1 pseudogene is annotated in these 254 nt (G+C 58.3%); it reads left to right on the top strand.

From position 1 onward, the window contains the following. Positions 1 to 128: 128 nt before the first annotated feature. Positions 129 to 254, top strand: a pseudogene (locus GV832_RS21830) (IS5/IS1182 family transposase); the annotation flags it as partial.

The following is a 254-nucleotide window of genomic DNA, read 5'->3' on the forward strand; positions in this document are numbered from 1 at the left end:
GCAGATCTTCCGGCCGCTTGCAGCCCTGCAGCAACTCGTCCAGCAATTCGTTCGAAATCGTCATCGTCCTTGCTCCTCTCAGGAAGCATGGACCAGATCACCGATACACAGAAGGCCGGACACTCTCAGGGATAAGGGTCTGCATCCCAGGGCGGAAGAACCGTAAGAAGAAGATCCGACATGACCGCCGTCGCTACAAGCGGCGCAACCGCATCGAGATCATGTTCGGCCGCCTCAAGGACTGGCGCAGGATC

The organism is Stagnihabitans tardus (genome assembly GCF_009925085.1).
Classification (GTDB): domain Bacteria; phylum Pseudomonadota; class Alphaproteobacteria; order Rhodobacterales; family Rhodobacteraceae; genus Stagnihabitans; species Stagnihabitans tardus.